The sequence below is a fragment of the Nocardia sp. CC227C genome (assembly GCF_030767025.1).
In the GTDB taxonomy this organism is placed as follows: Bacteria; Actinomycetota; Actinomycetes; order Mycobacteriales; family Mycobacteriaceae; genus Nocardia.
In genome coordinates this window covers 52869-72969 of the sequence record NZ_JASITE010000012.1, presented here as the reverse complement: position 1 = coordinate 72969, position 20101 = coordinate 52869, and the positions used below count along the sequence as shown (strand labels likewise).

Sequence of the window (20101 nt, the reverse complement as noted above, 5' to 3'; positions counted from 1 at the left end):
CGGTAGCGGCGCTGCCGCTACCGGTGGGTGCTACCTCGGGGCCACTGAATTGGCTTGGGGTGCAGGGGGTTCGGGCCTGCGGTGGGGCGGCCTGGCTGCCGTGGTTTGCCACCGTGGCCCCGGTCCTGATCATGTTGCTGGGCCTCCTCGGTCTGCTAATCGTGTGTCTGTACCTCGGCATGGCCGTGACGAACTTCGTGTGGCTCTATCCGATCCTCACGGCCATGCCGATCACGCCTGCCGTGTGGCAGCGGCAGTTGTGGCTGCCGAGTTGGCGCTAGGTCCGTGCCACCGTCTGGTTGGCCAGGCGGGGGAGCAGCAGGCCCAGCAGGACCATGCCGACGCCGAGGGCGAAGTGCAGCCAGTCGTCGGCGGTGTTGAGCGGGACGAAGTTGGCGTCGGAGGACTTGTCGATGACCAGGCCGTAGATCCACAGGGCCAGGTAGATCGCGCCGCCGCCGATCAGGAAGCCGCGTGAGATCGATATGGTGCGCGCCGCCAGCAGGCCCACGACGCCGAAGAGCAGGTGGACGATATTGTGCAGGATCGACACCTGGAAGATACCGAGCAGTTCGGCCTCGGACTCGTGGCCCGCGAACTTCATGGTGTCGAAGTCGCTCGTGACGCCCGGAATGAACCCGAGCACGCCTACCAGCAGGAATACCGCGCCGACGGCGGCGGAGGCGAGCTGTACCGGGGTCCAACGTCTCATGTTGGTGCTGTAGGTCGCCATATCCTCATCACCTTTCTACGATCCGGCACCCGGAGACACCGCGGATCGCGCTGCCCGAAATGCCGGGCCTGTCGCCGACTTACCCTGCGGCGCGGACGACAAACAGCGGGCGATGCGCCGTTGATTTCTCCGCTCGCCGAACCGATGGGAATCCGACGCCGTCATGGTTGACTACATGGCATGGAGCGGGCGGGGAGGAGATGGTATGGCGACCGATCCGTGGTATTTACGCCGACCGCTACGCCAATGGCGAGGAAGAACACCTGCTCGGCACCCAATCCGGTGATCTGCGCTGGGCGGTGCACGCCGGTATCGACGCCGAGATCGCCGACCGGCAACTCAATGCCCAGACGCCGACACCGCCAAACAGCAGAAGTATGCCGCCGCCTACACCGCCGCACAGATCGCGCTCGGCGGATTCGGCCCCGGATACGCGGGGGCGGCGGCGGTGACAGAGTTCTTCAAGAACGACATCATCTCGGTGGACGAGACCTTCGTGAACCCGTTCCCGGAGCTTGAGATTCAGAGTGCGGATGGTGCGGAATTCAAGGGCTACAATCCCGCCGAAGTCGGTGACTCGACAAACCGCATGTACGCCATGATGCAGGGGCTCGTCAATGGTGCATATCGACCCCGCGACCGTGCCAGAGGTATTCCGCAATGCCGACGGCACGCTGAAATCCTACGTGCAGCTAAACGCGGAAGCTGAAAACGAAGACGATAACGCACGCGCGATTTATGCGGGATACACGCCTTGTCGTCCATATTGAACAGTGGCGGGCTGGCGGATAAGACTGACTATGACAATGCGGTCACCGAGGCTGCGGTGATCAACAATCGTGACGTGCTCTACAGAGGCAATAGCAACAACACGGTGGCCCTCGAGAATGTGCTGAAGAACGACAGTGCAAATTCCGCTGACTACAATCAATGGAGGCATCGGAAATGATGAGCGGTAGGTATCCTCGCGTCGTATCAGTGTTGCTGAGCGGCGTGCTGGCAGCCGCTTGCACCGGGAGCGAACCGGACGCACCCACAGAACCCGGCACGTCGGTGTATACGCCGCCCGAGGAGGTACTGAACTCCACAGTGATCTGGTCCGCCGAACCCGGCATCGACCTGTTCGACTCATTCCCCACCCTCACCCGCGCCGCTATGGAAGCTCTGGATCGTCCGCCGACTCCGGACCTGTCGAAGCCTGCCACGACGACAGCTGTAGCCCCTCCGCCGAGCCCGCCAGGTCCTCCGGTGTGGCAGGCTCCGGAGGAGAACCTGTTTCGTGGGTGGACGGTCGATCTGAATCCTCCGGGTGATTCCCCCAATGAACGGTGTGCTCCCTGGATGGCGATCATTGATCCCGACGCGCCCGCCGAACGTACCCCGGTTCGGTCCGATGAGCCCCCGGAAACGTTGCCCGCCTACCCCGGATGGTCCCGGTACCGGCATTGATCCGCTATCAGGCGCGGTCGAAGTCCCCGGCTCGGACGGAATCGGTGAACGCGTCCCAAGCCGGTCCGTCGAACAGCAGGACGGGACTCTCGGTGCCCAAGGTGGAATCTCGCACGCCGACCATGCCGCGCGGCAGGTGCGCGGTCTCGACGCACTCTTTGCCGGACGTGCTGTAACTGGACTTGAACCATTCGGCCTGGGCTAGGTCGATCTTCACTGCGAGTGCTCCTTCGCTATCGACAGGATGAGCTGTCTGGAGGTGTCCTCGTCCAGTGCCGCTCGGCTGATCTCGGTGAACGCGTTGCGGTAGCGACTCACTTCGGACTCACGTTCCAGGTACAGATCTCCCGCGTATTCTTCCACGTACACCACGGGTGGCGTGGTCAACCCGGTCGCCGCGAGGTTCGAGAACTCCAGTATCACAAAGGATCCCACACAGGATCCGAGATGGCCTCGGCAGTCGAAGGGCACGACGCGCAGGGAGACGTTCGGCGACTGCGACACCTCCAGCAGTCTCTGCATCTGGTCGGCCATGACCCGCGAGCCGCCGATCTGGTCGCGGAGAACGGCTTCCCACAGAATCGCGTCGATGGTGAAGTCGGCTTCCCCGAGCCGCTGCTGCCGCCGGAGTGCTATCTCGATTCGCTTCTCGACCTGCTCGGGAGGCATCTCGGGATGCTGGGTCCACTCGATCGAGCGGCGGTACTCGGCGGTCTGGAGCAGGCCGGGTATGACCGCCGTCTTCCAGATTCCCAGCCGCTGAGCAGATTCTTCGAGGCTCATGTAGTGGTCGAAGCCAACCTGCATCGCATCGGCGTAGGCACGCCACCAGCCACCACCCGCTTTGCGGGTCGCCCGTACCTCGTATGCCAGCGTCAGTAGCATCGTTCGTTCCGTTGTTACGGCCGCGTAGGCGTCGCACAGCGCATTGATGTACAAGTCCGACACCTTGGTCGGTAGCCCGTCCTCCATACGCCCTATGGTCTGGGGCGATACCCCGATGACTCGCCCCGCGACGGATTGATTCATTCCGGCGGCCTCGCGCAGCCGCCTGAGTTCGCGCCCCAGCGCGCGGCGGGCGAGTGTGGATCCGGTCAGCATCTCGTTTGCCTCACTATCGGATGAACCCAATTCTGGAAAGCTCTGCCGTGGAAACGTGCTGGGTGGAAATGCCGCGTTATCTCGGCCGAATCGCGTGTCAGGGGGTGCCGAATTCCCGTGCTTCGGAGTGTACTGACGGCATTCCCCGAGGTCAGGGGATTCTCAACAGCTCAAACGCATTCGAGAGTTCGAGGAGGTGGCCGACGATGCACGAACTTCCGCCGGTGGCGCACTGCGCGGTGCCGGATTCCACGCTCACGCCGTCGCGCGCGCATCGAATCATGCAGGCTCACAGAGCATGTCCGGTTTCGGTGTGTCCGGCGAAGGCGCAGGCGAAGCGTGTGCTGATCGAGGCGGGGAAGCTGGTGCCCGCCGATGCCCCGCATGTGGGGAGTTGAAGCGATGGGTGATAATCCGATCTTTCACCGGGTTCCGGATCATCCGATTCTGAATTTCGAGGTGGCGCAACGGGCTTTGGCGCGGCACCGGGACTGCGGGGGCGATTGCGCCGCGCGGCGGTACTTCCTCGCGTTGGTGCCCGCATTGAGCCGCGGACGCCGCTCGGCACGCGACGGCGACTCCGATGATTCGAGGTGGGCGAGATGATCGGCGCGATCGTGTATCTGGCACTCGGCGCGGCGATGGGCATCCTGGTCGGTTGGCGACTGGCGATCGCGCGTCGGGCGGAGCATTCCCTACGGCGGGGAGCCGGGCGCACCGTCGCCGAGATCCGTTCCCGGCTCGACCGGGAGGCACGCCAGCGGTCGCCGCAGCGTTCACGGCCGATGACGTTCGCCGCGTAGCGATGCCGCCGCGTGGAAGAATCGGCGGCATGGTCGAGTTGCTCATCGTGCGCGGTGACATCACCGAGCAGGAGGTGGACGCCGTGGTGAACGCGGCGAATTCGTCGTTGCTGGGTGGGGGTGGGGTCGATGGGGCCATTCATCGTAAGGGTGGGCCGGAGATTCTGGCCGAGTGCCGGGCGCTGCGGGCGTCGCGGTACGGGCGGGGGCTGCCGCAGGGGCGGGCGGTGGCGACGACGGCCGGGAAGTTGCCCGCGCGGTGGGTGATTCACACGGTGGGGCCGGTGTGGTCGGCGAGTGAGGATCGGTCGGCGGTGCTGGCGTCCTGTTATCGCGAATCGCTGCGGGTCGCGGATGAGCTGGGGGCGGCGACGGTGGCGTTTCCGGCGGTGTCGACCGGGATATTCCGGTGGCCCCTCGACGATGGGGCGCGTATCGCGGTGGAGACCGTGTGCTCGACCGAAACATCCGTGCGGGAAGTGCGGTTCGTCCTGTTCACCGAGGATGCGTACCGGGCGTTCGAGGTGGCGCTCGGCGGTGTGGCCTGACCCGCGCGGTGCTGGCGGAGAGTCGACAGCGCCCCGTATCCCGCGCCGGTCTCCCGCGGCGGCTTCGCATCTGGATTCTCGCTCACATCGCGCTGCCGAGCTGCTATCGCGCGTACCGCGTCTTCTCTCGTATCGCGACGCGGGATATCGCGTGTGCCCGCGATCCGTGTCGGTGGGCGGTCGACCCGCGCCGGTCCGTTAGACTCTCGAACAGTTGTTCGTGTGCGGTGAGCGAGTGGGGGTGACGCGTATCCTCGGGCTGGCCGCGCGGCGGCTGTACAGGGACAGGCTGGACCGGCAACGGAAGGCGGTATCCGGGTGATCGCGTCGGTACGCGGTGAGGTGCTCGAGATCGGACTCGACCATGTGGTGCTGGAGGCCGCGGGTGTCGGGTACCGGCTCAATGCCACCCCCGCCACCCTGGCCACACTCACCCGCGGGGCGGAGTCGCGGCTCTACACGGCCATGATCGTGCGCGAGGACTCCATGACGCTGTTCGGTTTCGCCGATACCGAGGCGCGCGAACTGTTCGGCCTGTTGCAGACCGTGTCCGGTGTCGGGCCGAAACTCGCCATGGCGGTGCTGGCGGTGCTGGAACCCGAGGCGCTGCGCAAGGCCCTCGCCGAATCCAATGTGGCCGCGCTGACTCGGGTGCCCGGTGTCGGCAAGCGCGGGGCCGAGCGCATGGTGGTGGAACTGCGCGACAAGGTGAATCTGGTTCCGGTGCAATCGGGTCCGCCCGGATCGGGCCCCGCGCCCGCGGTCACGCCGGTGCGCGAGCAGGTCGTCGAGGCGCTCACCGGGCTGGGTTTCGGCGTCAAGCAGGCCGAACCCGCCGTGGACGCCATTCTGGCCGAACAGCCCGATCTCGGCACCTCACAGACGCTGCGCGCGGCGCTGAGCGTGCTGGGCAAGAACCGATAGGACGCCCGGATGTTCGACGACACGGAAGAATTCGACGACAACGACTCCCCGGTCAGCGCGAGCTATCAGCAGACCGACGGGGAGGCCGAGGCCAGCCTGCGCCCGAAAGCCTTGGACGACTTCATCGGTCAGCCCAGGGTGCGTGAACAGCTGGCGCTGGTGCTGCGCGGCGCGAAACGGCGCGGCGGCACCCCGGATCACGTATTGCTGTCCGGCCCACCGGGTTTGGGCAAGACGTCGATGGCGATGATCATTGCCGGGGAATTGGGTTCGGCACTGCGCATCACCTCCGGTCCGGCCCTGGAACGCGCCGGGGACCTGGCGGCCATGCTCAGCAATCTCGGCGAGGGCGATGTGCTGTTCATCGACGAGATCCACCGCATAGCCCGTCCGGCGGAGGAGATGCTGTATCTCGCCATGGAGGACTTCCGGGTCGACGTGGTGGTCGGCAAGGGCCCCGGGGCGACCTCGATTCCACTGGATATCGCACCGTTCACCCTGGTCGGTGCGACCACCCGATCGGGTGCGCTCACCGGCCCGCTGCGCGACCGCTTCGGCTTCACCGGCCATATGGATTTCTACGAACCCGAAGAGCTGCAACGGATTCTGCTGCGCTCGGCGCAGATTCTCGGCGTGCGCATCGAGGAGGACGCCGCCGCCGAGATCGCGGGCCGCTCCCGCGGCACCCCCCGGATCGCCAACCGCCTGCTGCGCCGGGTGCGCGACTACGCCGAGGTCAAGGCCGACGGCCTGGTCACCCGTGAGATCGCCCATGCCGCTCTCGCGGTCTACGACGTGGACGTCCTCGGCCTGGACCGGCTGGACCGGGCGGTACTCGGCGCGCTGGTGCGCAGTTTCAACGGTGGACCGGTCGGCGTCTCCACGTTGGCGGTCGCGGTCGGTGAGGAGGCCGCCACCGTGGAGGAGGTCTGCGAACCCTTCCTGGTGCGCGCAGGTCTGGTGGCCCGTACGCCGCGCGGCCGCGTCGCCACCGCCGCCGCCTGGGAGCACCTCGGCCTGGTGCCGCCACCCGATCTGGTCTTCGGTTCCATCGAGGTCCGCGCCCGCGAAGACCAGCCCACCCTGGACCTTTTCGAGTAGTTGCGCCACCCGGGTCGCGCGGACGATCAGGGGGGACTCGTCGGTGCGCGGTGCGAGCCGAGGTGAAGCGGCTCTACATCGAATCGCGTCTCACCGCACCCATGCTTTCAACGGGTCGGTGTCGAGGTGGACATCCACCGGCGGTGGCAGTTGCACCGTCGCGCCGAAGGGGACGGACAGCACGCGGTCGTACCGCTCGCCGTTCGGGTCGCTGTAGACGACCAGTTCGCACGTGGCCCGGTCGATCAAGAGGTACACCGGAATGCCGGTGTCGGCGTACGCTTTCGGCTTCTCCTGTCGATCGCGACGTTCGGTGTCCTGGTCACCGGACGTGACTTCGACCGCCATCAGCATCGGTTCGGGGTCCGCCCACTCGCCCTGGCCGACGAAGGCGTCGGCGGCGGCCAGGACGCCATCGGGTCGGGCACGGCCTGTGCGGTATCGATCGACCCGTAGCCCCTGTTCGGGCGTGAGAAACAACTCGGGGCGAAGTGCCACGAAGAGACGGATGAGCCATTGGATGATTCGACCGTGATCCCCGTCCGGCATCGCCTTGGCCCCCAATTGTCCGTCGATGAATTCGAGTCGCACGCCTTCCGCGATGCGATCCGCCGCCTCGGCGAGTTTCTCGAACTCCTCGGTGGTCATGATCGACTCGTGCACGGCGGTCATGTCCTAACGGTACGAGGGCGTCTGGTAGTGGGGGCACGGATGGCATCAGAATATCGCGAGTTCGGCGTGTTGATCGGACGGCGCGTCGGGCGGTGGTGCGGGACAACGAACGTCCTGCGTTCGAGCGCGATACGGGTGCTGGTGACCGAATGCCTTGATTGGTCCTGCCGGCAGCGGGTATCCGGGCGGCGAATACAGGAGGTACTCATGCTCGCTATTGCCGCCGCCGTGGCTTTCGGTCTCGCTCTGATCTTCGATCTGGTCGATGCCACCCTCGGGGACACCGTCACCTCGGGCACGCTCGTCATCGCCGGGTTCCTGCTCGTCGCCCTGCACCTGGCCGGGTACGGCACCGGCGGCCGCGCGGGTCTGGGTGGACGGTCCTTCAGCTGGCGGCGCGTGCGCCGGTGAGCGGAGCCGCCACGGCCGTTGACCGTGTCACCGTGTCTCACTAAAGTGAGTGGGACAGCATGTCCCACTCACTCCGCACGGTGAGGAAGCCCGCCATGGCCGAGGCTGTCGATTCGAGATTGCATCCGCCCGCCTGGACGCCGACCTTCATCCGATGGCACGGCACGCCGGTGCGCTGGCGCGAGTCCATCCGCATGGCACTGGGCATCCTGCCGCGAGTGCGCGACCACACCGTGCTGGATTACGTCACCCGGCTGCCGGGTGCGGACGACGTCATGGTGGCGCGGGTGCCGTTCAAGAGGTTCGTCATCGTGCGCAGCCCGGAATTGGCGCGGCACGTCCTGGTGACCAACCAGAACAACTACACCAAGAGCCCCGAGTACGACATGCTCGCCGTGGCCTTCGGACGCGGACTGGTCACCGATCTGAACGAGGCTCGCTGGCAACGGAATCGGCGATTGGTGCAGCCGATCTTCGGCAAACGCAATGTGGACGGCTTCGCTCCGCTCATGGTGGCGGCGGCGCACGACGCCATCGCGCGCGTGCGCGACCTGTCCGCGACCGGCGCCGCCGTGGACGTGAACGCCGAGATGAACCGGCTCACCCTGGATGTCACCTCGCGCACCATGTTCGGCACCGATATCACCGGACCCATGTCCGAAGTGGTGCTGGCCCGGCTGCTGCGATTCTTCGGCCGCGGATTCATGACCAATGCCAGCCACCCGCTGCACAATGTCGCCACCTGGCTGCACCGGCGCACCGGCCGTGCCGGCGAGGCCGCCAATTCCCGCTGGCCCATGCGGGTCATGCGAGCCGCGGGCTGGTTGGTCGAACCGCGGGCCATGCGGGATCTCCGCCACGCCGAACGCGTGGTCGACGGCCTGATCGCCGACCACCGCGCCGGGCGCATCGACCGCAAGGACAATCTGCTCGCCCTGCTCATGGATGCCGCCGATCCCGAAACCGGCTATCGGTACAGCGATCAGGAGATCCACGACGAGCTCATGACCTTCATCGGCGCCGGGATGGAGACCACCGCGACGGCGCTGGCGTGGGTGTGGCAGCTGCTCGCGGAGAATCCGCGGGCCCGGGACCGCCTCTACGACGAGGTGCGCACGGTCCTCGGCGACCGGCCCGCCACCGCCGCCGATCTGGACCGGCTGCCCTGGACCCAGGCCGTCGTCGCCGAGACCATGCGACTGCTGCCACCGGTCATCGGCCTCGCCCGCACCGCCAAGGACGCCGATGTGCTGGGCGGCTACCCCATCCGGCCCGGCGCCACGGTGGCCGTCATCCTGCACGGCGTCCACCACCACGCGCGCGTGTGGGAGCGGCCCGAGGAGTTCGACCCCGCCCGTTACCTGCCGGAAAACCTGGAGCGCGGGCAGAAGCGGGCCTCCATCCCCTTCGGTGCGGGTAAACGCATGTGCGTCGCCTCGGGGTTCGCGAGTATGGAGGCGGCGCTGGTGGTCGCCACCTTCGCCCAGCACCTGCGCTTCGACGCGGTCTCGGAACAGCGTGTGCGCCGCCAGATCTCGTTCACCGGCGGCCCCGACGGACCGCTGCCCATGCGGGCGCGTTTCCTCGACGACGCGACGCGCGGGCGCGACGCCGTGGAGTCCACCGGGTGAGACCGCCGCCCGATCCGCGCCGCCACCGTCGCCGTCGCGGTGGGTACCGCCGCTGGCAGGAACACAATACGGAGCGGCGGCACGCCATTCTGGCGGCCGCGGTGGCCCTCATCGAGGAACAGGATGCGGCGCAAGAGGTTTCGGTACAGCAGATCGCCGAGCGCGCCGGGGTGGCGCGCTCGGTGGTGTACCGGCAGTTCGAGAACCGCGACGACCTCGACGCGCACATCCGGGCCTTCGTCCTGCGCGGATTCGTCGCCGAGCTCGAGTCCGGGCTGGTGCTCGATCCCGGAAAATCCGCCGACGACGCCATTCTCGCGGTCATGCGCTCGGTGGTGCGGTGGGCGGGGGAGCACCCGCGGCTGTACCGGTTCGGGCAGGGCGGACCGGTACACGGTCACGACGGCGCGCAGACCAGCACGAGTATCGCGCGTGAGCGGATCGCCGAGATCCTCTGGCAGCGCTTCTCCTCGTGGGCCGCGGTGCTTGGTATCGAGGTCGAGTCGTTCCGGCCGCTGGTGTACGGGGTGGTCGGCCTCGTGCAGGGTGTGGTGACGCACTGGGCCGACACCCCCGACGACCCCGGCTTCGCGGATCCGGACGCCATCGCCCGCCTGCTCGCCTCCTCGGTCTGGCATGTGTTCGCCGGTCACGCCGCCGAACTCGGCTACCACTTCGACCGGTCGGACAATCTGGCCGCGGTGCTCGGCGAACTGTTCGCCGACGCCGCCCGGACGCCGACGTCCGCCCGGCGGCGAAGCCCGACGAGCGAGGAGGCTCGACCGGCGGCAAGGCCCGACTAGCGACGAGGCTCGACCGGCGGCAAGGCCCGATTAGCGACGAAGCCCGACCGGCGAGGAGGCCCGACGAGGGACGTGGCTCGACTGCCGGCAAGGCCCGACTATCGACGAAGCCCGAGGCCCGCCTGGCGACGAGGCTCGACCGGCGACGAGGTCCGACCGGCGAGGAGACTCGAATATCAGCGTCTCCCAGAGGGTTTCGGGTCAGCGTGGTCGGTCGAGCTGGCGGATCACCAGGTCGAGGAAGGCGTCCACCTCCTCGCGGTGATAGGCGGGGACGCCGTGCGTCACGGTGTGGAACTCGGTGTGGCGCACCTCGTCCGCGGTGAGCCGACCGGGGCCGTCGTGGGCGAGGGTGGCCGCGAGCCGGTCCAGGAACGCGCCGACTTCCTCGGCCGCGTATCCGGACAGGCCGTACGGGGGAGCGGAGAATTGGATGCGCAGCACATCGTCGTGGGTGAGGGCCCGCGCGTCGTTCGCGGTGGGCATCCGGCGGCCCCGGCGCAGGTACTCCAGCTCGATGCACACGTGGTCGAGGAAGTCGTCGACCTGTTCCTGATCGTAGCCGCGGTGTCCGAACGGCGGTGCGCCGAACTGGACCTGGCGGATATCGGCGGCCGTGAGGTGGTCACGGCCGAGGATGGTCTCGGCTATGCGCGCGCAGAAGGCGTCCACCTCGGCCGGGCTGTAGCCGTGGTGGCGGGTTTTGCCGAATCGCTTGCGTCGGACTTCCTCGGGAGTCACGCGGGTCATTGTGCACGGCGCGCCGGAGCCGGTCGCGGGCGAGGTCGGATCATGCGGGATTGCCTGCCTCGCAGTGTGATTCCGCGCAGATGCGATCGGATCTATCGGACTGATCGGGCAGCTCAGTCCTTTCGGACGCCGTCGATGAGCAGGCGGCGGATCGCCTGGGTCATCTGCGACATATCGGTCTCCTCGCCGTCGCGGGTATCGCGCAGTCCGTGCAGGATCGCGGCCAGGATCATGCCGGTCACCGCGCGGGCGGTATTGCGGGTGTCCAGATCCTCGCGCAGGTAGCCCAGTTCCACGCCGTGCTCGAGGTAGCCGGCCGTGAGCATGTCGGCGGTGTCGAGCAGGCCGTAGAGCCGCATGGTCAGCTCGGAGTCGATGCCGGTGGCCTGGAACAGCAGCAGCTGCGCCACCCGGCGATCCTCCAGGAAGATGTGATTCAGCGCCGCGCCGATGCGCTCGGTCTGCTCGCGGTACTCCTGCAGGCTGGTGGGCGCGTCGGGGGCGTTCTCGGTGCCCAGCGCCTCCACGATGCGGGTGGCCAGATCGTCGATGACGTGATCGATGATGTCGCGCTTGTTGGCGAAGTAGCGGTAGAAGGTGCCGTGGCCGATGCCCAGTTCGGCGGCGATATCGGCGATGCCGGTGGCGTGATAGCCCCGCTCGGCGAAACAGGCGAACGCGGTGTCGATGATCTCCTGCCGGAGCTCGGCCTTGCGGCGTTCGATTCTCGAGGATGGCTTCGTCACGCCCCCGATGATACGGTGTTCACAAACGGAATGAGATGTCATTCCGTGATACGTGAATCAGTTTCAATGGGAGGTTCGGCGTGGCACCTCAGTACGACGCCATCGTGGTCGGCGCGGGCTTCGGCGGCATGGGCGCGGGCATCGAATTGGATCGGCTCGGGCTGAGCGACTTCGTGATCCTGGAGCGCGAGAACGACCTCGGCGGCACCTGGCACGTCAACCGCTACCCGGGGCTGGCCGTGGATATCGCCTCGGTCACCTACTCGTACTCCTTCGAACCCAATCCGCACTGGTCGCGGCTGTTCGCGCCGGGTGCGGAACTGAAGAAGTACGCCGAGCACGTGGCCGACAAGTACGATCTGCGCCGCCGAATGCGCTTCGACACGGTGGTCGGGGGTGCGCGCTGGGACGGTGAACAGCAGCACTGGGTGGTGTCGATCGAGAACGGCGAAACCCTCACCGCGCGTTACCTGCTCGCCGCCACCGGATTCCTCTCCCAGCCCTACACCCCGCCGTTCCCGGGCATCGACGGCTTCGCGGGCAAGATCATCCACACCACCGCCTGGCAGGACGACTACGACCTCACCGGCCGCAAGGCCGCCATCATCGGCACCGGTGCGACCGCCGTGCAGCTCATTCCCGAACTGGCCAAGCAGGTTTCGGCGCTCACCGTCTTCCAGCGCACCCCGATCTGGGTGGTGCCCAAGGTCGACGCCCCCATTCCCGCGCCGGTGCGGCAGCTGTTCGAACGATTCCCGGTCACCCAGCAGGGCGCGCGCCTGGTGAACACCACCATGCTGGAAGCGCTCATGGTGGTCGGCGTCCTGCACTTCAAGCAGGCCAAGCCGTTGAACAAGGCCGCCGCCGCCCTCGCCAAGGCACATCTGCGGGCGCAGGTGCGCGACAAGGAAACCCGCAAGAAGCTGACCCCCGACTACGACTTCGGCTGCAAGCGGCCCACCTTCTCCAACCACTACTTCAAGACCTTCAACGAACCGCATGTGCGCCTGGAGACCAACTCCATCGACCACATCGAACCCGACGGCATCGTCACCGCCGACGGGCACAAGACCGAGATCGACACCCTGGTGCTGGCCACCGGATTCAATCTGTGGGACGTCAACTTCCCGGCCATCGAGATCATCGGCCGCGACGGGGTGAACCTGGGAAAGTACTGGCGCGACAACCGCTTCCAGGCCTACGAGGGCATCTCCGTCCCGAAGTTCCCCAACTTCATCTCGCTCAACAGCCCGTACTCCTACAGCGGCCTGTCGTACTTCACCACCATCGAGGCGCAGATGAAGCATATGGGCCGCCTGTTCGGCGAGATGTTCCGCCGCCGCGCCCAGGTCTTCGAGGTCACCGAGGCGGCCAATGCCGCCTTCCTGGAGTCCGTCACCGACAAGCTCGCTTCCTCGGTGTTCTACGGCGGCCAGTGCTCCACGGCCCGCAGCTACTACTTCAACCAGCACGGTGAAGCGGCACTGCTGCGCCCCAACAGCACCCTGACCACCCACCGCCACGCGGTGAGCTTCCCGCTGGACGACTACACCTACGAGCAGATCCCCGCCTGACGCGGGGCGGGGGGATCGGGGCCGAACGGCCCCCGAACCCCCGGCGGGGTGGGTTCGGGGGCAGCCGGACCCCGGACTTCGCGCGGTGGCCGCCACCGGAAAAGGTGGTGCCGATGTGGCGGTGGCTCGGACAGCTGGCAGACTGTGGGGGATACGCACCCATCCGACCATGACTAGGGGCTGACTTCGAGAATGGACCTTCTGCTTCCGCTGCTGTTGGTTGCTTTGCTCGTCCCGATGTTCCTCGGCGTTCGCCGCCAGAAGCGTGAGATGGCCAAGGTCACCGAGATGCAGGACTCCCTGAAGGTCGGCGATCGGGTCACCACCACCTCCGGGCTGTACGGCACCGTTGTCGATCTGGACGACATCACCGTCGATCTGGAGATCGCCGAGGACGTCGTCACGACCTGGCTACGGCAGTCGATTCGCGAGGTTCGCGCGGACGAGGTGGAGACCACCGAGACCACCGAATCCACCGAGACCGCGACCTCGACCATCGAGGAGACCCCGGCGCAGACCGCCGAGCGTGTCGAGTCGACGCCGTCCGACGAGACCACCCGCCTGACCAAGGACTGATCGCACCGAGCCCCGCTGCCCACCCGCCAGGGTGGGCAGCGGGGCCGAGGTGTGTCCGCCCGCCCCCGCAACTATTCCCGCCTAGGAGATACGAACCGTGCCACCTTCCCAGGGATCGGCGCATCCGTGGCGCCTGCTCGGCGTCTGGGCCGCGCTGGTGGCCGTGATCTACCTGCTGATCTTCTTCACCGGAGACAAGGCCCTCGCCCCGAAACTGGGCATCGACCTGCAGGGTGGTACCCGGGTCACGCTGACCCCGCGCACCCCCGACGGCGGCAAGCCCAGCGAGGACAGCCTGCGCCAGGCGCAGAGCATCATCGAGCAGCGCGTCAACGGCCTCGGTGTCTCCGGGTCCGAGGTCGTCATCGACGGTGACAACCTGGTCATCACGGTGCCGGGTGACAGCGGCTCCCAGGCGAAGACCCTCGCCACCACCGCCAAGCTGTACGTGCGCCCGGTGGTCGGCCAGCCCATTCCCGCACAGCAGCCGGGCCAGCAGCCCCCCGCCGAGCAGACCCCGCCGCAGGACACGCCCGCACCGGGTGAGTCGCCGGCGACCGACGCTCCGGCCGATACCCCGGCGGCCGACGCACCGGGTGAGACCCCGGCGGCGGACGCACCGGTCGATACCCCGGCGGCGGACGCGCCCGTGACCACCGATGCTCCCGCACCGGACGGCGCGCAGGCGCCCGCCCCGCAGAACCGCGTGTTCCCGGCGCAGGCCCCGACCGACGAGCCGACGCCGACGGAGGAACCGGCCGCGCCGACCGAGGAGCCCGCGCCGACCACCGAGCCCGCCCCCACCCCGGAGCCGGGCGGCACCCCGCAGCAGAACGTGCAGCAGGAGATCGCCGCCGCCAAGGCGCTGCGGCAGAGCACCGATCCGCAGACCCAGCAGCTGGCCATGCTGTCCATGGACTGCACCAAGCCGGATCCGCTGGCCGGTAACGACGATCCGAATCTGCCGCTGGTCACCTGCGGCACCGACGGTCAGCTCGTCTACACGCTCGGCCCGAGCCGCCTGGACGGCCAGGAGATCAAGGACGCCTCCGCGGTGCTGGATCCGCAGCAGTCGCGCTGGGTGGTCAATGTCGACTTCAAGTCCGGCGGCGGCGAGACCTGGGGCAAGCTGACCAACGAGTTCTACCAGCAGCAGCTGGCCTTCACCCTCGATACGCAGGTCGTGAGCGCCCCGGTCGTGCAGGCCGCCAACCAGTTCGGCGGCAACACGCAGATCTCCGGCAACTTCACCGGCGAGACCGCCAAGGAGCTGGCCAACCAGCTGAAGTACGGTTCGCTGCCGCTGTCGTTCACCACCTCCGAAGCCGAATCGGTCTCGGCCACCCTGGGCCTGTACTCGCTCAAGGCCAGCCTGATCGCGGGCGCGATCGGCATGGTGCTGGTGCTGATGTACTGCCTGCTCGTGTACCGGTTGCTCGGTCTGCTGGCGGGCTTCTCCCTGCTCATGGCAGGTGCCGCCGTCTACGGCCTGATCGTGTTGCTGGGCCGCTGGATCGGCTTCACCCTCGACCTGGCCGGTGTGGCAGGTCTGATCATCGGTATCGGTCTGACGGCGGACTCCTTCGTGGTGTTCTTCGAACGCATCAAGGACGAGATGCGCGAGGGCCGCACGTTCCGCTCGGCGGTGCCGCGCGGCTGGCAGCGCGCCCAGCGCACCAACCTGTCCGGCAAGACCGTCAGCCTGATCGCCGCGGTGGTGCTCTACCTGCTGGCCGCGGGCCAGGTGAAGGGTTTCGCGTTCACTCTCGGCCTCACCACGGTCCTCGATGTGATCGTGCTGTACCTGGTGACCGCGCCGATGATGATGATGGCGTCCAAGTCGCCGTTCTGGGCGAAGCCGGCGGTCAACGGATTCGGAATAATGTCGCAGATCGCTCGTGAACGCAAGACCGCGGCTGCCGCCCTCGCGGCGAAGGAGGCGTGAGGATGAGCAACACGGTCATGGAGTCCGGCATCGGCAACGGCGAGCCGACCGGGACGCCGCGTCACGGATTCCTGGAACGCCTCTACACCGGCACCGGCGGCTTCAGAATCGTCAGTCGCCGTCGGCTGTTCTACACGATCAGCGTGATTCTGCTGCTCATTTCGCTGGCGAGTATCGCGGTACGCGGCTTCACGCTCGGCATCGACTTCGCCGGCGGTTCCCGGATCCAGTTGCCCGCCGAGGGGACGAGCACCGAGCAGGTCGAGAAGGTGTACAGCGACACACTCGGCCACGGCCCCGTGACGGTGCAGCGGGTCGGCTCCGGAGCGACCGCGACGATTCAGGTCCGCTCGGAGACGCTGGACCCCGCCGACGCGGATCTGCTGCAGAACGCGCTGTTCCAGGCATTCCAACCGAAGGACCCCGACGGCAACCCCAGTCCGGCGGCCATCAGCATCGCCGAGATCAGTGAGACCTGGGGCGGGCAGATCACCCGGCAGGCGGTGATCGCGCTGGTGGTGTTCGTCCTGTTGGCCATGCTGTATATCGCGCTGCGCTTCGAACGCGATATGTCCATCGCGGCCATCACCTCGCTGTTCTTCAACCTGATCGTCACCGCCGGTGTCTACTCGCTGGTCGGTTTCGAGGTCACACCGGCGGCGGTGATCGGTCTGCTGACCATCCTCGGCTTCTCCCTCTACGACAATGTGGTCGTCTTCGACAAGGTCGAGGAGAACACCCGGGGAGTGACGCACACCATGCGGCGCACCTATGCCGAACAGGCCAATCTGGCGGCCAACCAGACACTCATGCGTTCGCTCAGCACCACGATCATCGGCGTGCTGCCGATCCTCGGTCTGCTCGTCATCGCGGTGTGGATGCTGGGTGTCGGCACCCTGAAGGATCTGGCACTGGTGCAGATGGTCGGCATGATCGTCGCCACCTATTCGTCGGTCTTCTTCGCCGTCCCGGTTCTGGTGTCGATCAAGGAACGCTTCGGACCGGTGGCCGCGCACACCAAGAAGGTGCTCGCCAAGCGCTCCGGCGTGATGACCACCCGGGTGGGCTCAGCCGCCGCCCAGCGGGCTGGTGCGGCCAGCCGCCCCGTCGCGGCGCGCGAAGCATCGGCCCCGCGCTCGCGGACGTCGGAGGGACCGCGCCCCGGCGCCCGGCCGAGCGGAAAACGACACAAGCGACGGCACTGAGCTCAGGGGGTACTGGAGTGGGACGGCGCGAAACCGAAGCGGCGGAACACGAACGGCACACGGACACGCACCCGACCCCCGGGCCGGTGCCGCCCCGAGCCGACAGCGCCGCGCACAAGGCCGACTCGGCCGAGCACAAGGCGGACTCGGCCGAGTGTGGCACCGCCGCCGGAGCGGATGAACACGCGGCGCGCGCGATCGACACCGCGGCAACCCCGCCCGCCGGTCGTGACATCGTGGCAGCCGTGTCCGATGACCGTGACATCGCGGCACCGCTGTCCGGTGGTCGTGCGTGGCGGGTCGGCCGCCCGGCGCGGGCGCGGCGGTCGGTGCGCGGCGCGGCCGTGGTGGCCGCGGGCGCGGTGGCGGCCGGGGCGCTGGTGGGCTGTGCCGGGAAGAACCAGGTGCCGTCCATCGGCTACGGCGTCGACGCGGTGGTGTCCTCCTACAACGGCGGCACCACCCTCGGGGCCAACAGCGGTGTGGCGGCGGTGTTCTCGCGCGTGCTGACCGGATTCTTCTACACCGGTCCGGACGGGCAGCAGGTCGCCGACACCGATACCGGCACCGCCAAGGAGGTGCCGGGGGAGACGCAGACCATCCAGTACCGGCTCAATCCGGACGGCGTCTGGTCCGACGGCACCCCGACCTCCTGCGACGATCTGGTGCTGGCCTGGTCGGCGCGCGGCGGCCGTTTCACGAAGCCCGGTCCGGGCGGGCCGGTTCCACTCTTCGACGCCGCCAGTACCCTCGGATACTCCGATATCGAACGGGTGGAATGCCAGCCCGGCTCCAAGGACGCCACCGTGACCTTCCGGCCGGGCCGCACCTACGCCGATTGGAAGACGCTGTTCAGCGCCGGTGAGCTCATGCCCGCCCATGTGGCGGCGCAGGCGGCGAACGTGCCGAACGCGGCCACCGCCCTGGTCTCCGGCGACACCGCCGCGGCCGAGCGGATCGCCGAGTTCTGGAATACCGGCTGGACCCTCACCCCCGGCGAGATCGACGCCACCCTGCTCCCGTCGTCGGGGCCGTACCGGATCGAATCGTTCACCGCCGACGACGGTCTGGTGCTGGTGAAGAACGAGAAGTGGTGGGGTAATGCCGCCAAGACACCGCGAATCGTGGTGTGGCCCAAGAACTTCGATCTGAAGTCCAAGGTCGCCGACCAGGCCGTCGGCGTACTCGACATCGGCGCGGGCTCCTTGGGCGACGCGGACCTGGGCGGATTCTCGGTGCTGAACACGCCCAGCCGCGGGGCCGAACAGCTGGTGCTGTCGACCGGTGGCGTACTCACCTCCCCGGAGGCGCGGCGCGCGCTGGCGCTGTGCACCCCGCGCCAGGAACTCTACAACCAGCTCGGCCGTCCGGACTTCGAGGTGGAATCGGGGCTGGGCGCCGGACCGCTGGATTCGCGGACCCTGCAACAGGATTCGTTGTACTACTCGGCGGTGACCGGTGCGGCGGACCGGTACGAGAACCCCGATATCGCCGCCGCGAAGAAGGCCCTGGGCGCGGCCAACCTGCAGAATCCGACCATTCGTGTCGGCTACCTGGCCCCCGACGAGCGGCGCGCGCGGACCATCCAGCTCATCGCCGAGTCGTGCAAGGCCGCCGGGATCACGGTGGTGGACGCCTCGACGCCGGACTTCACCGCGGCACAGCTGCGCGAGGGCGCGGTGGACGCCGTACTGGCCGGGACCGCGGCCGCGCCGGGGCCGTCCGGGTCGCTGCCGGGGGTGGCCGCGGTCGCGGCGCTGCACAGCGGCCAGGGTCTGGAATTCGGGGGTTTCGTCAATCCCCGCTACGATGCCATCGCGGATCAGCTTGCAGCGGAGAGAAATTCGACGGTAATGCTGAATCTGTTGACCGAGCAGGAAAATCTGCTGTGGAACGAGATGCCGTCGATTCCGCTGTTCGTCACACCGCGCACCATCGCCTTCGGTGACGGTATGGAGAACGGGATCGCCAACCCCACCCGGGCAGGTGCGGGCTGGAACATGGACCGCTGGGTACTGAAGCGGTGAGGCTGCGGCGTGGTGACGAGGAGTGGGTGTAGATGAGCAAGCACGAAATGGTGGAGACGCCCGAGCGGGTCGGTGAGCGGGCGGCGCGAGCCGAGGCGGCGGTGCAGCGGCTGACCCGGTGGCACGACGACTTCCCGACCCCGGGTGTGCGGTTCGCCGATCTGACGCCGGTATTCGCCGATGCCGAGGGCTACCGGGCGGTCCTGGACTGTCTGGCCGCCTGCGCGCCGGACGCCGATCTGGTGGCGGGCGTGGACGCGCGCGGGTTCCTGCTCGGTGCGGGCGTGGCGGCGCTGCTCGGCACCGGTGTGATCGCGGTGCGCAAGGCGGGCAAACTGCCGCCGCCGGTGTTCTCCCGCGAGTACTCGCTCGAATACGGTTCCGCCGCACTGGAGATTCCCGCCGACGGTGTGGAACTGCGCGGACGCAAGGTGCTGCTGCTCGATGACGTGCTAGCCACCGGCGGCACGCTCGCCGCCGCCGCGGATATCTTCACCGAGGCCGGGGCAGAAGTGGTCGCCGCCGCGGTGGTGCTCGAACTGGGCTTCCTCGGCGGGCGGGATCGCCAGGGCGACTATCCGCTGACCTCCGTGGTCAAGCTCTGACCCGTCGGAGGTCGGGATCAGGCCCTGGTGCCGGAGACCAGCCGGGCCAGGATGCCGGTGACGACGAGCCAGAATACGGCGGCCAGTCCGTAGTCGAGGACGATATCGAGATTGGCGTTCCCGGTCTCGAACAGCCCCGGGAAGAACAGCGCCAGCGGTTCGGCCATGGTCTCGATGAACCGATAGAACGGATTGGTCTGTTCGGCGTCGAACACCCGCAGCAGGATGTAGATGCCTTCGATCAGGGCGAAGACCGCACCGACCGCACTGATGATCCGAGCGGCGGTGCTCTCGCGGTAGTACGTGTAGGGCATACCCTCGAGATTCCCCGCCCGCGCCGGTCGAAACAGCCCCTGACAGGCATCGAGACCGAAACGTGTTGATCAGTCGTTCGAGCTGGGCGCGGTGGTTCCGCACGGCCCGCCGGTAGCGATCGAGACCGGCCGCCGCGCCGCCGTGCCGTGGGCCGGGTCAGGAAAACCCCTTGCACGGTCGCG

Annotated in this window: 22 protein-coding genes and 1 pseudogene; 16 read left to right on the top strand and 7 right to left on the bottom strand. The window is 67.7% G+C overall.

Annotated elements, in window-relative coordinates; translation table 11 throughout:
- Nucleotides 1–83: 83 nt before the first annotated feature.
- A pseudogene (locus QMO76_RS23620) lies at nucleotides 84–281 on the top strand (dolichyl-phosphate-mannose--protein mannosyltransferase); the annotation flags it as partial.
- Here the strand turns inward: QMO76_RS23620 and QMO76_RS23615 are convergent.
- A complete protein-coding gene (locus QMO76_RS23615) occupies nucleotides 278–712 on the bottom strand; it encodes a DUF4383 domain-containing protein (RefSeq protein WP_306363519.1) in 435 nt (144 codons plus the stop codon). The pseudogene QMO76_RS23620 and the gene QMO76_RS23615 sit on opposite strands and share 4 nt — an antisense overlap.
- Before the next feature lie 221 nt (nucleotides 713–933).
- Between QMO76_RS23615 and QMO76_RS23610 the strand changes: the two genes are divergently transcribed.
- Nucleotides 934–1185 carry a hypothetical protein gene (locus QMO76_RS23610; RefSeq protein ID WP_306363518.1) on the top strand — a complete coding sequence of 84 codons (252 nt, stop codon included), beginning with the start codon at nucleotides 934–936 and terminating at the stop codon, nucleotides 1183–1185.
- Nucleotides 1182–1442 (top strand): hypothetical protein, encoded by a 261-nt coding sequence (locus tag QMO76_RS23605; RefSeq protein ID WP_306363517.1) that lies wholly within the window; start codon nucleotides 1182–1184, stop codon nucleotides 1440–1442. The genes QMO76_RS23610 and QMO76_RS23605 overlap by 4 nt, the downstream gene beginning before the upstream one ends.
- Nucleotides 1443–2189: 747 nt before the next feature.
- On the opposite strand, the gene QMO76_RS23600 is transcribed toward QMO76_RS23605, so the two are convergent.
- Together QMO76_RS23600 and QMO76_RS23595 are read right to left on the bottom strand one after the other, a co-directional pair.
- On the bottom strand, nucleotides 2190–2399 hold the full coding sequence (locus QMO76_RS23600; protein WP_306363516.1) for a DUF397 domain-containing protein: 210 nt from the start codon (nucleotides 2397–2399) through the stop codon (nucleotides 2190–2192).
- The gene (locus QMO76_RS23595) at nucleotides 2396–3283 is read right to left on the bottom strand and encodes a helix-turn-helix transcriptional regulator (protein WP_306363515.1); all 888 of its coding nucleotides are present in this window, start codon (nucleotides 3281–3283) and stop codon (nucleotides 2396–2398) included. The genes QMO76_RS23600 and QMO76_RS23595 overlap by 4 nt, the downstream gene beginning before the upstream one ends.
- A gap of 602 nt (nucleotides 3284–3885) precedes the next feature.
- Here QMO76_RS23595 and QMO76_RS23590 point away from each other — a divergent pair.
- The 4 genes from QMO76_RS23590 to ruvB all read left to right on the top strand — a co-directional run bounded on the left by QMO76_RS23590 (nucleotide 3886) and on the right by ruvB (nucleotide 6659).
- Complete coding sequence (locus QMO76_RS23590; protein ID WP_306363514.1) at nucleotides 3886–4086, top strand: hypothetical protein; 201 nt, start codon at nucleotides 3886–3888, stop codon at nucleotides 4084–4086.
- 29 nt (nucleotides 4087–4115) lie between these two features.
- Nucleotides 4116–4634, top strand: coding sequence for an O-acetyl-ADP-ribose deacetylase (locus QMO76_RS23585; protein ID WP_306363513.1), 519 nt, complete (start codon nucleotides 4116–4118; stop codon nucleotides 4632–4634).
- 318 nt (nucleotides 4635–4952) lie between these two features.
- Nucleotides 4953–5558: a Holliday junction branch migration protein RuvA gene (gene ruvA, locus QMO76_RS23580; RefSeq protein WP_306363512.1), complete on the top strand. Its 606-nt coding sequence runs from the start codon at nucleotides 4953–4955 to the stop codon at nucleotides 5556–5558.
- A gap of 9 nt (nucleotides 5559–5567) precedes the next feature.
- Entirely contained in the window at nucleotides 5568–6659 is a 1092-nt protein-coding gene (gene ruvB, locus QMO76_RS23575; RefSeq protein WP_306363511.1) for a Holliday junction branch migration DNA helicase RuvB, read from the top strand.
- Nucleotides 6660–6749: 90 nt separating this feature from the next.
- Here the strand turns inward: ruvB and QMO76_RS23570 are convergent, their stop codons facing one another.
- Nucleotides 6750–7331, bottom strand: a complete 582-nt coding sequence (locus tag QMO76_RS23570; protein ID WP_306363510.1) for a Uma2 family endonuclease — start codon at nucleotides 7329–7331, stop codon at nucleotides 6750–6752.
- Between the two features lie 207 nt (nucleotides 7332–7538).
- Between QMO76_RS23570 and QMO76_RS23565 the strand changes: the two genes are divergently transcribed.
- From QMO76_RS23565 to QMO76_RS23555, 3 genes are all read left to right on the top strand, one after another.
- A complete protein-coding gene (locus QMO76_RS23565) occupies nucleotides 7539–7742 on the top strand; it encodes a hypothetical protein (protein ID WP_306363509.1) in 204 nt (67 codons plus the stop codon).
- Nucleotides 7743–7837: 95 nt separating this feature from the next.
- On the top strand, nucleotides 7838–9373 hold the full coding sequence (locus QMO76_RS23560; protein ID WP_306363508.1) for a cytochrome P450: 1536 nt from the start codon (nucleotides 7838–7840) through the stop codon (nucleotides 9371–9373).
- Entirely contained in the window at nucleotides 9370–10176 is an 807-nt protein-coding gene (locus QMO76_RS23555) for a TetR/AcrR family transcriptional regulator (RefSeq protein ID WP_306363507.1), read from the top strand. Before QMO76_RS23560 ends, QMO76_RS23555 begins: the two co-directional genes overlap by 4 nt.
- 201 nt (nucleotides 10177–10377) lie before the next feature.
- Here the strand turns inward: QMO76_RS23555 and QMO76_RS23550 are convergent, their stop codons facing one another.
- Together QMO76_RS23550 and QMO76_RS23545 are read right to left on the bottom strand one after the other, a co-directional pair.
- Nucleotides 10378–10926 (bottom strand): DivIVA domain-containing protein, encoded by a 549-nt coding sequence (locus QMO76_RS23550; RefSeq protein ID WP_306363506.1) that lies wholly within the window; start codon nucleotides 10924–10926, stop codon nucleotides 10378–10380.
- 113 nt (nucleotides 10927–11039) lie between these two features.
- Complete coding sequence (locus QMO76_RS23545; protein ID WP_306363505.1) at nucleotides 11040–11714, bottom strand: TetR/AcrR family transcriptional regulator; 675 nt, start codon at nucleotides 11712–11714, stop codon at nucleotides 11040–11042.
- A 38-nt stretch (nucleotides 11715–11752) separates the two neighbouring features.
- Here QMO76_RS23545 and QMO76_RS23540 point away from each other — a divergent pair, with 38 nt between their 5' ends.
- From QMO76_RS23540 to QMO76_RS23515, 6 genes are all read left to right on the top strand, one after another.
- Nucleotides 11753–13246 (top strand): NAD(P)/FAD-dependent oxidoreductase, encoded by a 1494-nt coding sequence (locus QMO76_RS23540; RefSeq protein ID WP_306363504.1) that lies wholly within the window; start codon nucleotides 11753–11755, stop codon nucleotides 13244–13246.
- Between the two features lie 192 nt (nucleotides 13247–13438).
- Nucleotides 13439–13822 (top strand): preprotein translocase subunit YajC, encoded by a 384-nt coding sequence (yajC, locus tag QMO76_RS23535; RefSeq protein WP_306363503.1) that lies wholly within the window; start codon nucleotides 13439–13441, stop codon nucleotides 13820–13822.
- Nucleotides 13823–13919: 97 nt separating this feature from the next.
- Complete coding sequence (secD, locus tag QMO76_RS23530) at nucleotides 13920–15767, top strand: protein translocase subunit SecD (RefSeq protein WP_306363502.1); 1848 nt, start codon at nucleotides 13920–13922, stop codon at nucleotides 15765–15767.
- Between the two features lie 2 nt (nucleotides 15768–15769).
- A complete protein-coding gene (secF, locus tag QMO76_RS23525) occupies nucleotides 15770–16972 on the top strand; it encodes a protein translocase subunit SecF (protein ID WP_306363501.1) in 1203 nt (400 codons plus the stop codon).
- A 329-nt stretch (nucleotides 16973–17301) separates the two neighbouring features.
- Entirely contained in the window at nucleotides 17302–18999 is a 1698-nt protein-coding gene (locus tag QMO76_RS23520) for an ABC transporter substrate-binding protein (RefSeq protein ID WP_306363667.1), read from the top strand.
- Nucleotides 19000–19031: 32 nt separating this feature from the next.
- Nucleotides 19032–19604: an adenine phosphoribosyltransferase gene (locus tag QMO76_RS23515; protein WP_306363500.1), complete on the top strand. Its 573-nt coding sequence runs from the start codon at nucleotides 19032–19034 to the stop codon at nucleotides 19602–19604.
- Between the two features lie 17 nt (nucleotides 19605–19621).
- Here QMO76_RS23515 and QMO76_RS23510 read toward each other — a convergent pair whose 3' ends face one another.
- Nucleotides 19622–19918 (bottom strand): hypothetical protein, encoded by a 297-nt coding sequence (locus QMO76_RS23510; RefSeq protein ID WP_306363499.1) that lies wholly within the window; start codon nucleotides 19916–19918, stop codon nucleotides 19622–19624.
- Nucleotides 19919–20101: the final 183 nt, after the last annotated feature.

Coding starts and splice junctions, on each gene's coding strand:
- QMO76_RS23610 (WP_306363518.1), top strand. CDS start 934: ATGGTATGGCGACCGATCCGTGGTATTTACGCCGACCGCTACGCCAAT.
- QMO76_RS23615 (WP_306363519.1), bottom strand. CDS start 712: ATGAGACGTTGGACCCCGGTACAGCTCGCCTCCGCCGCCGTCGGCGCG.
- yajC (WP_306363503.1), top strand. CDS start 13,439: ATGGACCTTCTGCTTCCGCTGCTGTTGGTTGCTTTGCTCGTCCCGATG.
- secF (WP_306363501.1), top strand. CDS start 15,770: ATGAGCAACACGGTCATGGAGTCCGGCATCGGCAACGGCGAGCCGACC.
- QMO76_RS23545 (WP_306363505.1), bottom strand. CDS start 11,714: ATGACATCTCATTCCGTTTGTGAACACCGTATCATCGGGGGCGTGACG.
- QMO76_RS23550 (WP_306363506.1), bottom strand. CDS start 10,926: ATGACCCGCGTGACTCCCGAGGAAGTCCGACGCAAGCGATTCGGCAAA.
- ruvB (WP_306363511.1), top strand. CDS start 5,568: ATGTTCGACGACACGGAAGAATTCGACGACAACGACTCCCCGGTCAGC.
- QMO76_RS23595 (WP_306363515.1), bottom strand. CDS start 3,283: ATGCTGACCGGATCCACACTCGCCCGCCGCGCGCTGGGGCGCGAACTC.
- QMO76_RS23565 (WP_306363509.1), top strand. CDS start 7,539: ATGCTCGCTATTGCCGCCGCCGTGGCTTTCGGTCTCGCTCTGATCTTC.
- QMO76_RS23560 (WP_306363508.1), top strand. CDS start 7,838: ATGGCCGAGGCTGTCGATTCGAGATTGCATCCGCCCGCCTGGACGCCG.
- QMO76_RS23570 (WP_306363510.1), bottom strand. CDS start 7,331: ATGACCGCCGTGCACGAGTCGATCATGACCACCGAGGAGTTCGAGAAA.
- QMO76_RS23515 (WP_306363500.1), top strand. CDS start 19,032: ATGAGCAAGCACGAAATGGTGGAGACGCCCGAGCGGGTCGGTGAGCGG.
- QMO76_RS23510 (WP_306363499.1), bottom strand. CDS start 19,918: ATGCCCTACACGTACTACCGCGAGAGCACCGCCGCTCGGATCATCAGT.
- QMO76_RS23585 (WP_306363513.1), top strand. CDS start 4,116: ATGGTCGAGTTGCTCATCGTGCGCGGTGACATCACCGAGCAGGAGGTG.
- QMO76_RS23590 (WP_306363514.1), top strand. CDS start 3,886: ATGATCGGCGCGATCGTGTATCTGGCACTCGGCGCGGCGATGGGCATC.